Raw genomic sequence first — 11,889 nt, 5'->3', positions numbered from 1 at the left:
AAGGAATTATCCAATTTCTGTCCTAAAAAGTATGCTGTTTATCATTCCTATTCCTATGAATTTACACTGATTTCAAAAACTAGGATGAAAATACTATCTTATTACTATCCAGAACATTATGATGAGGTCTGTTTTGGGATGGCTGAACGGAAAAAGATCATTAATGCAGTTTCTGCTATTGATTTGCTTGCACTAAAAGATGGATTCGTTCATTAATTAAATAAAAATTATAAGCTTTATGATCGATGGAATAAACTTTATTACAGATGAGAGGGGGAATATTAAATCTATTCTGCTCGATCTCAAACAATTTAAAAAGGATAATGTGAGTGCAATTTCTATTTTAAATTCACTTTCTGATCTGCAGCAATTGATCAATGATGCTGAGGTAGAAAAAGAGCCTCCCAACACCTGGGAGTTAGCCAAAGAGAAATTAAAGGGATTGAAAACTTGAAATTTTTGTTTTTTAAACATGTCCTGATTATTTTCAAATAGAAAACCAGCTTATTAACAATCGTTCTGTGCTGTAATCGATACATTTTTAAATTGTTGAAAATAGCTTTATTTGGGATAGCTTTAATTTTCCTAATTTAGCAGAATCATTAAGATAGCCAATGAGTACAACATTTGATTTTGAAAAGCCTATTGCAGATTTGCTATTGCAGATTGAAAAGGTTAAGCAGGTCTCTGAAAAGACAAAGGTAGATATGGGTGCAACCATTGCCGAGCTAGAAGCAAAGCTTGATTTCACCAGACATGAAGTTTATTCTAATCTTACTGGATGGCAAAATGTTCAGATATCCAGGCATCCTGATAGACCTTATACCCTGTCCTATATAGAAATGATCTGCGATGATTTCATAGAAATGCATGGTGATCGTACTGTAAAAGATGACAAAGCTATTGTTGGTGGTTTTGCGAGTATTGGTGGACAAACCGTGATGGTCATTGGTCATCAAAAAGGGGTGAATACCAAGATGCGTCAATACCGTAATTTTGGGATGTCTAATCCGGAAGGTTATCGTAAGGCATTGAGGTTAATGAAACTTGCCGAAAAATTCAATAAACCGGTCATTACATTTATAGATACTCCTGGGGCATATCCCGGACTTGAAGCTGAAGAGCGTGGTCAGGGTGAAGCCATTGCAAGGAATTTGCTTGAAATGTCTGTTCTGAAAGTTCCAATACTTTGTTTCATTGTTGGCGAAGGTGCATCAGGCGGAGCTTTGGGGATTGGAATCGGCGACCGTGTATATATGCTTGAACATACCTGGTATTCTGTTATTTCACCAGAGTCTTGTTCATCTATTTTATGGAGAAGCTGGGACTTTAAAGAGAAAGCTGCGGATTGCTTAAAATTGACAGCTAACGATATGTATGCAAATAAGCTGATCGATGGAATAATTAAAGAGCCTCTCGGTGGCGCTCATCATAATCCTGAGCAAATGGCAAAGACCATCCAGACTAAGATCGTAGATGACCTTAAATTGCTTCTTAAACAGGATATAGACCAAGTTATAGCAGATAGAATCGAAAAATTCTGCGCAATGGGTGTTGTAGTAGAATCTTGATTAGATTTTCAGACCTGATAGACATTAATAGTCCCGAATATTACTTTAATAGTAGTATTCGGGACTTTATATTTTATGGGAAATAAGTGTATTTATTCTATTTCTTCCATTCAAATGTAGCAGGGCTTAATCCTCGCTGATATTTTCCAAAACCAAACATGGTTGGATTGTACTGGCCAACTAGTTGAACGTTATTTCGTTCCGGAATTTGTTGTTCCAAACCAGTTCCCCAATAACAGGCATTCACAACTAATCTGCGTAGGTCTTCACTTAAAAGATCTACTGAAGATCCCATTGTTGTTGTAAATATCTTTGCCTTTTTACCACTTGCTGAGTTATAGCTCCTGATCCATGCAACGGGCATGACCGACTTTTCAAAACTCAAGGGTGATGTTGGGGTCATTCCCATTGTGGTTTGGCCAAATATCAAAACCTGAGCATCATTGGGTAGCCCCACAATGCCGTATACATCAGTTGGTGTCCAGATATCTTTTACTCCGAACAAAATTGGATGCTCTTTCACAAGGCCATTAACGAGTGCCCGCGTGCCTTCTTTAGCATGTACGCCATGGTGATTAATCCATGTTTCACCAAGCACCTGCTTTCCATAACCACCTTCCCAGCCTTTTACTTTACTGTTATAGCTGTATTTGGCATATGGGTTTTGTTTATTACGTGAATAGCTGAATGCATGTGTTGAAGTTCGCAAGGCTACAATTGGTTTCCCAGCATTTGTGTAATCTATAATATGTTTCATTTGTTCGTCGGGCAATTCCCTGAAGCGTAATAACATAACCATCAGGTCTGCTGTCTTAAGGTGCTCCAATCCTGGAATATTGGTTTGTAAATCCGGATTGATTTCATTAGTATTTGGATCTAGAGCAAATAAAACAGTGCACTTAAAGCCATGACGCTCTGCCAGAATCTTTGCTAGCATGGGTAAGCCTTCCTCTGAACGATATTCTTCATCGCCACTTACAAATACAATATGCTTGCCTTTTCCAGGGCCTTCATTTCCTTGATATACAACCCATTGTGGGCTTTTTTGAGCAATTGCTGATCCCACATTAATGAATAAAACCATTAGGATTGCAAACAGTCTGTATGTTTTTTTGTTCTTCATTTTTTTTAAATTAACCAATCTGCTGGTACTCAAATTGAAAGTTCAACTCGGGTAGAATCTGATTAGGATTTATTTTTCTAAAGGATGTTGTTTTAGTAATTCTTCAGGTGAATAAAAACCGGTTTTATCCTGAACAGAAGCGCGTGTAGCTTTTACCTTTTCTGCCGAGATAGCCGAAGCTTTATTGCCAAATGAATTTCGCACATAGGTCAATACTGCTGCAACTTCATCGTCATTGAGCATTCCTGCAAAAGGAGTCATTGGTACCTGTCCTGGGTATTTTTTACCAAGAACATCAATCGGGCCATAAAGGCCTTTTAAAACCAATTTGATTAAACGTTCTTCACTTCCAGTAACCCATGTTGTGCCTGCAAGAGGGGGAAAACCCGAGCTTTCTAAACCTTTTCCATTACTTTGATGACAGGTATTGCAATATCCATCTCGGGCATAAATGGCTTTTCCTTTTACAAATAGATCGCGCTCATTCCCTTTCAGATCAGTTAAAATGGGTTCTTCTTTTTTTACAATGCGTTCAGATCCATTGAGGTGTGCAAGAGCGGTTTCATAGGCAGGCACCATCCATTCATCAAGAGGATGTTTACTAGCTTCCGTTAAAATGGCAAGACCTTTATTTTTTTCTAGCCAGGATGCGGTTACAATGGCTTCTAACCTAACTCTGCCATGAACATCTTTGGCAGCCTGAACAAGTAAGTTTGGCTGATCGGCTACCTGATGGCCTGTATAACGTAAAACTCGTATAGCAGCAGCACGAGCTCTATAATCTTTTGCCTGAAGCAGTTGACGAAGTATTTTTTGGTCAACCTTATTTAAGCCCCAACTTACCCATAATGCTTCCAGCAAATGGTGCTCATATCGAGGATCTTTTTTATCAAGTTTTGCTGCCCAAGGTGTAATGGCGGCAAGAACCTGTGAAACCTGCCTGCCGCGAAGTTCACGTCGTGTTCTATAGCGGGTACGATATTCAGGAAGTTTCAAGTTATCTAAAAGTTCATTGATACTTGCGCCTGCAACTTTAGCTGGTTTAACCAATGGTCTAGATGGATAGGTGATGCGGTAAATTCGTCCATGAGAATGATCGCGAAGTGGGTCACGAACATTATGTTGCATATGGCCAATCAGTACATTATGCCAATCTACAACATAGAGTGATCCATCGGGGGCAAATTCCATATCTACAGGACGAAAATTTCTGTCTTTAGATACCAGCAGATCTTGACGATGTTTACTTGCAAAGCCTGTTCCCTTATCTTCCATTGTATGTTCTTTAGTTCCTAAAAAACCAATGGTATTATTAATGAGCATATCACCTTGTACCTCATCCGGGAAATGGCGACTCGATATAAATTCAAGCCCTGAGGTAGGGCGTACCCGATGTTTATCTTCAATTAGGTTTGTTGATTTATGAGTGGCTACACCATATCTTGGCTTAATAGAACCAGGCATCATCCAAAGAACATCAGGACCCGAGGTTTCGGCAAAGAAATTTTGTCCCCATTCATCAAAAGCAATTCCCCATGGATTTGGAATAGAAAGCTGGGCTGTGCGCTCTAACTGACGGCGGGCAGGATTGTATCTATAAAAACCGCCATTGGTTGCTCGAACTGGTCCATAAGAGGTTTCTACGTTGGTATGCAAAAAGACACCTTCACCCATATAAATTGCACCAGAAGGATCAGCAGTATAGGCATGGTGTGCATGGTGTGTGTCATGATCATCAAATCCACTTAATAAAATTTCTTTTGAATCAGCTTTATCATCTCCATTAGTATCTTTATAAAGTACCAGGTTCGTTCCCTGAGAAACATAAACCCCTTCAGGTGCAATTTCGAAACCTACAGGTAAATGAATTCCATCTAGAAAAGTGGTTTGCTTATCGGCCTTCCCATCATTATTGGTATCTTCCAGAATGATGATCTTATCATTAGGCCTTTTATCGCCGGGCTGCCAATGTGGGTAAGTGGGCATCGTAGCTACCCAAAGCCTGCCTTTATTATCAAAGGATAACTGAACAGGATTCTCAATGTCTTTAAATTCAACTTCAGAAGCAAAAAGATCAATTTTATATCCTGGAGGCAAATTGAATTTATCTAAGGCATCTTGGCCATACAGGTACTCAAGACTGCCGTTTTTCTCGGGATTAAAATTCGTTGCTATCTTAGGAAGCGCTGAGGTATTTTTATCAGCTGCATCCAGGTCCATTTTTTTGCCTTTATTCGCCATCCAGATTGCCTGGTCTCTTATGAGTGTCAATTCTCTGATCTTCTTTATCTCTGCAGGGTAATTATCTTGCCCAAATGGATTATAACGACGGCCATAAACATGAACACCATTGGGGATTTTGACGTCATTATGCCACATCCAATTTTTTTCCATAACGGCATCGTGCACTAATTTCCGCTTGGCTTCCATGGCAGGTGTTACTTTTGATTTGCCAAAGATTCCATCGGCCAAAAGAGGACCAAATTTAGCATATGCAGCATCTGTAAGTTGAGAACCATCAATAGTTTGAGCTTTCTCATTGGTATCATACCATTGTTTTGTGGGCGTAAAAACATTTAAATAATGAACCTTGTTTTTTGCAGCAACTTCTTTCATTGCATTTGCATAAAGCTCTAGATTCACATTTTCAGTTTTCCCATTCGGAAGGTCAAACTCTTTCGAAAGATCTTCGAAAGCGATCGGAGACACGATTGCAAGCTGTGGTGCGGATGTTCCGTTATACTTTTGTTTTAAGGTATGTTTGATGAATGCATCTAGTTCGGCTTTATAGTTTTCAAGTCCTTTTGCGCCTTGAAATGACTCATTATATCCAAAAAAAGCAATGATTACATCTGCTTTGTGATTGCTTATCCAGGTATCCGGACTATCATAAAAACCCTCACTATTTGAATTTTTTGCTAATTCGGTTTGAAATTTTTCTGCTCCAGGGAATGCCCAGGGTAAAGCCCGACTAGAGTGCGCCCTGAATCCGGGAGTATCCCCTCCATCACACATATTACGAATGTAAAGCATGCTATCCGGATAACGAAGCTGCATTTCTGTTTCAAAATGACCATAATTCATCATTCTTGAGCCTAAATTATTGCCTATTAATATAATATGGGCCCCCTTTTTTAGCTTAAGGGTGCTTGAGTCTGTTTGCGTAAACTGGAACGCAGACATTAGAATAGCAATAATACCGAGCCCCTTGAGGATTTTTTTGGCAGTTCTTTTTGTATCTGTTTTCATTTTTGAGGGTGTAAATAATTAATGTATGCCAAAAAATATCCAGATCAAACGATGTACTGAAAATTTTATGAACAGTTCTTTATTTTATTAAACTAGATCTTAAAAATTTTAATCCTTTGATCGCAATATCTTCTTGCGAAGGTTCAAATTGTCGCCAAATTGAGGCCGCTTTAGCAATCATTTCGATATCCGGAATAAATGATTCAATAACTACATCGCCATCATAATTAATTTGATGAAGCGCTGAACTAATTTTGTTCCAATTGATTTGATCACCTCCCGGAGTTCCACGGTCTGAACCACATGCATGGAAGTGCCCTAATTTACTGCCTGCATTTAAAATTGCTTGGTAAGGATCTTTTTCTTCAATATTCATATGGTAAGTATCCAGTTGAAGCATCAATGCATCACTATTCACCTGATTAACCATTCTCATTCCTTGTTCACAGGTATTAATAAAATCAGTTTCATACCGGTTTAAAGGTTCAATGGCCATCTTAACATTCAACTGTTCAGCATAATCAGCCAGAGTTTTTAAATGTTTTGCAACTGTTTCCCATTGTTTTGCATAATCTTCTTTACTCACTAATTCTGCCCTTCCAACTCTCGAATATAGAGGGCCTATTAAGGTATCGCAACCCAGGGCAGGCATCATGCTGAGCATACTTTTTAAATAATCAAAGCCGATCTGCTGTTCTTCAGGTGTCCCTCTTAAATCACGGCCCGGACCCATTGCAGCACAAATAGTTCCGCATTTAAGGCCATTTTCGTCCAAAGCTTTTCTGATCACCTGAGGATCAATGTGCGATGGATCTTCAATAGAGATTTCTACAGAATCAAAGCCCCATGCTTTAAACTTTGGAAAAAGGGATACGCTTTCATTAGTAAAGGGAGATGTGAATAGAAATGTATTAATGCCGAATTTCATTTTTGTAAGTTATAGGTAATAAGTTATAGGTTATAAGTTGTAGGTTATAAGTTATAGGTTATAAGTTGTAGGTTATAAGTTATAGGTTATAAGTAATAGGTTATAAGTTATAAGTAATAGGTTGAGTTATTGAATAGTACTCATTTTTACTCTTTTTTCTTTAAAGTACTCATGTACTGAATAATATCTGCTAGTTCTTGTTTTGTCATGGTTTCGTGTAGGCCTTCAGGCATCATTGATTCAGTCATAGCCTTTATCGTTTTAATTTTATTGGTATAGATTTTCTGATTTATACCTCCTGGGAATTTAAGTTCTAGTTCTGTTTTAGTTCTGCTTGAAATAATTCCCATCAGGCTTGATCCATCGTTCATATCAATTTGCCAGGTTTCAAATCCAAAACTAATTCCTGCAGAAGGATTGATAATTGCATCAAACAATGCTTCTTTAGGTAATTTTGAGCCAATTTCTGTCAGCCTGGGGCCAACATCATACCCTTGTTGGCCAACTTGATGACAAACAGTACAGCTTTTTTTGAAAACTGCAGCTCCATTTTTTGTATTTCCTGTTAAAGCAAGTAATTCATTTAATGTGATGGATTGCTTTTGTTTGATATTTTTTATGGATTCCGGTAAAAATGTTAAAGATTCATCAACAACTGCCTTTCGTCTGCTTCCCTTTAAACCAGCAACAAAATACGGAATAAGTTCTACTGGCGCTTTTTTGGAGCGTAAAAGTTCAAGCGCGCGGTCTTCACCTGCTCTACTTTTTCCAATCATTTCTGCAGCGTTTTGCCGTAATTCCATATTCTCGGTATTCTGAAGGCTAATTTTTTCCAAAATGCCTATTGATTCGGTATTCCCTATACTGCCTATTGCATTCAGGATTGAATTAATTTGGTTCTTATCATTACTCAAGATTACTTTATTTATAAGGGCAGTTCCTTTTAGCTCAAGTAATAATCTTGCCGCATCAATACCAATAGGTTCATTAGATTTAGCTATTGCCATAGCTAAAAGGTTTGAATTTTCGCTTTGAAGTTCATATTGTCTAACCAAATCAAGGTAGTCGGCCTGACCAGCGGTAGCCTGAATTACGGCTAATAAAGCTTTTTTTGCATGAGGAGATTGTAGGGTTGCTTTGCTGTCTAAATGATGTAAGGCCAATCTGTTGAATTCAATATTCCCGGTCAAATTGTCCTCAATCATTTTTAAAAGGGTTTTTGATTTTTCGGGCCCAGTTTGAAAGTCAAAAGCTCGGAAATACCTTAATCTTGACTTCATAGCATACTGATTATCAGAAGCTAGTTTTGCAAGAAATGGTAATGCGAGTTCGGTTCGGGAACGCCATATTATATCCCTGCCTGCAGCATTTGCCAATGGGTTTTCATTTTTTTGCAGAAAAGCCTTTAAAAATCGGTCCCATTGTTTGTCTGCACCTATTCCTAGGGCCTCTAAATACCATCTGTCTGTACCATCGTATTGATTGGCAAGTATTGCCCATAACTCAGCGGCTTCATCCAATTTATTATGTCTAAGAGCTATGATACATTCTCTTCTTACTTGTGGATCCTGATCATTCACTAATTTTTTGACTAGTGGAATCATGTCCAATTTTATTTGTCTGGCCGCTCTTAATCCTGTTATCCGTAGATCAGGATTAGCGTCTTTTAACGCTTCATTGATATATTTTTCACCTTTTGGCATTTTTGCCAATACCCAGAATGCTCGGGCACGCATCCTTGGGTTAGCTGCTTTTCTCCATAATTTTTCTAGTTCAGGAACTGCCTCTTTTCCCATCTCATGTAAAGCTATCCAGGCATGCCTTCTTACTGCAAGATTTGGATTCAAGAGTGCATTAATGGCACCGGCAGGGGTAGTGTAATTCTGCTTGGGTATTTTATAAGCAGAAACCTCGGGGGCAATTCTGTATATGCGTCCCCGCTGTAAATCTCCAACCCGATGGCCACCTACTCCCGGATCGTACCAATCAGCAACAATAAGGGAGCCATCAGGAGCAATACTTACATCTGATGGACGGAACCATTGGTCATTTTCTCCTTTTAAGATATTAACTATACTGGCGGTATATCCTGCTCCATTTTTCAAAGTAGGATAGGATCTTACCACATTTGGACCCGGATCAGAGTGGATTATCTGGTTTTGAAAGGGTTTTGGTAGTAAGTTGCCTTCATAGAGTAAAATACCTGTAGGTGAACCAGCTCCGGTCTGTAAAAGATTGGGTACCACCCCAGGATCGTTGAGATGCCAATGACGCAAAGGGATAGAATCTTCTAGATTCGTTCTTTTTGACTGCCAGCTTGCGCCAGTAACCTCATCTTTATAGCCATAATTACCATATTCCATCACATAATTGATTCGGACACCTCGGTTGCCATCATCGTCATTATCACTTTGCCAAATAGTTCCGTAACTATCTACTGCAAGCTCAAAATTATTTCTGAAATTATGCCCAAGGCATTCTACATTTGAGCCATCTGGGTCTGAACGGAAAACCATTCCCTCACGATACTTGCCGGGTCCAATTTCATCACCATCCTGATCTAGAACAACCTTATTGTTTTTATCTTTTAGCGTTTGCCCTGAATTGCCAAAGTTGAAATATAATTTACCATCAGGCCCAAATGTAAAGGAGTGCATTCCATGATCATGTTGTACACCTCCAATCCCTTGAAAAAGTATCTCTTTGCGATCCGCTTTATCATCGCCGTCATCATCATGAAATACCCAAACATATGGACTTTGTGATATAATGATCCGATTTCCTAAAACAGAGATACCCAAAGGAGCATTAATTTCTGGACCCTGGTAAAATACTTTACTTGTTTCGAGACTCCCATCTCCATCCTTATCTTCCAATATTAGGATCCGATCACCTTCAATTTTTGGCTTGTTATTGTTAATTTGGAATCGATAATTATAAGCTTCAGTAACCCAAACTCTACCGCGTTCATCAACATCAATATTAGTTGGGTTAATTAAGGTAGGTTCTGTTGCCATGGTTTGGATTTTTAAACCAGAGCTGATTACAAGGCCTTTCAACGCATTTGAAGATAAACGCTTCTGATTTTCAGTAAGCAAGGTATCGGCCAGGTCATAAACCTGATGTGAACTAGCTGAACTACAAGCCTTTATAAGCATGATAGTTGTTATTATCAACAAAGCCAGTGCTATTGAATACAGGTTTTTTTTCATGCTTAATTTCCTATTAATAATTAGATTTATTGCTTGATCATGATCTTGCGATATTCAACCTTCATTGGAGGGCCAACGTGTACCTGAATACCTAAGACTCCTTTTGATTTACCATTAATCGTATCATTATCAGTAACATCACTCATTAAAACACCATTTATGTAGTGTTTTAAACTATTTCCCTTTGCCACCAAGCGACACGTGTTCCAATCTTCACTTTTTATTTTTTGCAATAATGCATCCTTATCTCCTAAAGACCCACTAACACTGAGATTGGTCCATGCGTTGTTTTTTATTTTTGATTGAACCGATTCTTGCGTATTCTCTGCATTTTGAGCTTTTATCGTTGTTATTTGTCCGCGATAAGCCAAAGTTGTTCTGCCGCGCTCCTCATAATTTTGTCCGGTATAATTATTGGCTCCATCAATATCTAGCTGATATCCTCTAACAGCAAATGGAAGATCTTTTAGTTCTTCACTCCGGTAATTGATTCCACTATTACCTGCCTTACTGATTTTAAACTCTAAAATAAGCTCAAAGTCAGCAGGTGTTCCGCCACGCCAGAGTAAAAAAGAATTACGTTTCAGTAAAGTGCTAGGTGTGATTTCTCCAACAATACTTCCATTCTCTACCCGCCAGTAGGTTAAATCACCTTCCCAACCCTTGAGGCTTTTTCCATCAAATATGGAAACAAATCCTTTTTGAGGGATACCGGTATGCTCAGCCACTTTATAGCTGACAAGGATTAAGGATAGAGACAGAATTCCTGCCATAAATAATCCTTGTAGTGTTTTAATCTTTTTGTACATGATTATCAGCTATAAAATGGATGATATTAGGTTTTGAATTTATTGTATGTTTTATTTTTAGGTTAGATGTTTTTCCAGCTTCTAGATGCGGCAGATTCAATGACAGCCTGACAAACTTTTTGTGTTTCAAGTGCTTCCTGGAACGTAGGCGAGCAGGGCTGTCCTGTTTCCAAACTTTGTAAAAAGTCAGCTACTTGGTGTACAAACGTATGTTCATATCCAATAGAAAGGCCTGGAACCCACCATTTATTCATGTAGGGTTGGTCTCCATCTGTAACATGAATAGAACGCCAGCCACGAACAATTGAATCATCTGCATAATCGAAATATTCTAAGCGGTTTAAGTCATGAAGATCCCAGCGAATAGAAGCATGTTCTCCATTTATTTCAAAGGTGTATAATGCTTTATGCCCGCGTGCATATCTGGTTGATTCAAAAAGACCTAATGAACCATTATTGAAATGGCAATGAAACAGACATGCATCATCAATTTCTACTTTTTCTATTTTGCCTGTTAACTGGTGCATGCGTTCTTTGATGAACGTTTCAGTCATAGCAGAAACATCTTTAATGCCCCCATTTAACCATATTGCGGTGTCAATACAATGTGCCAAAAGATCGCCGGTTACCCCAGATCCTGCAGCATCAATGTCTAAACGCCATAATGCTTCGCCACCTTGAGGCAGATCTGCATTGATTGTCCAGTCTTGAAGAAAATTAGCTCTGTAATGAAAAATCTTTCCCAATTTGCCTGAGTCAATGATTTGCTTGGCTAAAGTAACGGCAGGCACCCGACGATAATTATACCAGACTGTATTCTTGACATCGGCTTTTTCAATGGCTTTGACCATGAGTACTGCCTCATCCAGAGTTCTGGCAAGAGGTTTTTCACAAAGGATCATTTTACCTGCTTCAGCAGCGGCGATAGCAATTTCTGCGTGCATGTTGTTTGGAGCGCAGATATCAATCGCATCAATATCATCGCGGGCAATTAATG

Annotated in this window: 9 protein-coding genes; 3 read left to right on the top strand and 6 right to left on the bottom strand. The window is 38.7% G+C overall.

Annotated features, from left to right (window positions below; genetic code table 11):
- The 3 genes from ACIQZ6_RS10020 to ACIQZ6_RS10010 form a co-directional block, all read left to right on the top strand.
- Positions 1-216, top strand: a 216-nt coding sequence (locus ACIQZ6_RS10020; RefSeq protein ID WP_395810673.1) for a hypothetical protein, incomplete at its 5' end; no start/stop codon positions are given.
- Positions 217-238: 22 nt separating this feature from the next.
- The gene (locus ACIQZ6_RS10015; protein ID WP_395810671.1) at positions 239-454 is read left to right on the top strand and encodes a hypothetical protein; all 216 of its coding nucleotides are present in this window, start codon (positions 239-241) and stop codon (positions 452-454) included.
- Between the two features lie 160 nt (positions 455-614).
- Positions 615-1,571, top strand: coding sequence for an acetyl-CoA carboxylase carboxyltransferase subunit alpha (locus ACIQZ6_RS10010; RefSeq protein WP_395810669.1), 957 nt, complete (start codon positions 615-617; stop codon positions 1,569-1,571).
- 97 nt (positions 1,572-1,668) lie between these two features.
- On the opposite strand, the gene ACIQZ6_RS10005 is transcribed toward ACIQZ6_RS10010, so the two are convergent.
- From ACIQZ6_RS10005 to ACIQZ6_RS09980, 6 genes are all read right to left on the bottom strand, one after another.
- Positions 1,669-2,694 carry a hypothetical protein gene (locus ACIQZ6_RS10005; protein WP_395810667.1) on the bottom strand — a complete coding sequence of 342 codons (1,026 nt, stop codon included), beginning with the start codon at positions 2,692-2,694 and terminating at the stop codon, positions 1,669-1,671.
- Positions 2,695-2,763: 69 nt separating this feature from the next.
- Positions 2,764-5,943, bottom strand: coding sequence for a PVC-type heme-binding CxxCH protein (locus ACIQZ6_RS10000; RefSeq protein WP_395810665.1), 3,180 nt, complete (start codon positions 5,941-5,943; stop codon positions 2,764-2,766).
- Positions 5,944-6,022: 79 nt separating this feature from the next.
- Positions 6,023-6,871, bottom strand: coding sequence for a sugar phosphate isomerase/epimerase family protein (locus ACIQZ6_RS09995; protein WP_395810663.1), 849 nt, complete (start codon positions 6,869-6,871; stop codon positions 6,023-6,025).
- Between the two features lie 146 nt (positions 6,872-7,017).
- Positions 7,018-10,083 (bottom strand): PVC-type heme-binding CxxCH protein, encoded by a 3,066-nt coding sequence (locus tag ACIQZ6_RS09990; RefSeq protein ID WP_395810661.1) that lies wholly within the window; start codon positions 10,081-10,083, stop codon positions 7,018-7,020.
- Between the two features lie 26 nt (positions 10,084-10,109).
- On the bottom strand, positions 10,110-10,892 hold the full coding sequence (locus tag ACIQZ6_RS09985) for a DUF1080 domain-containing protein (RefSeq protein ID WP_395810659.1): 783 nt from the start codon (positions 10,890-10,892) through the stop codon (positions 10,110-10,112).
- Positions 10,893-10,954: 62 nt separating this feature from the next.
- Positions 10,955-11,889, bottom strand: a 935-nt coding sequence (locus tag ACIQZ6_RS09980; RefSeq protein WP_395810657.1) for a Gfo/Idh/MocA family protein, incomplete at its 5' end; no start/stop codon positions are given.

The sequence above is a fragment of the Daejeonella sp. genome, from assembly GCF_044348475.1.
Taxonomy (GTDB): domain Bacteria; phylum Bacteroidota; class Bacteroidia; order Sphingobacteriales; family Sphingobacteriaceae; genus Daejeonella.
The sequence above is the reverse complement of the archived record's forward strand: the minus strand, read 5'-3'. Positions and strand labels throughout refer to the sequence as shown.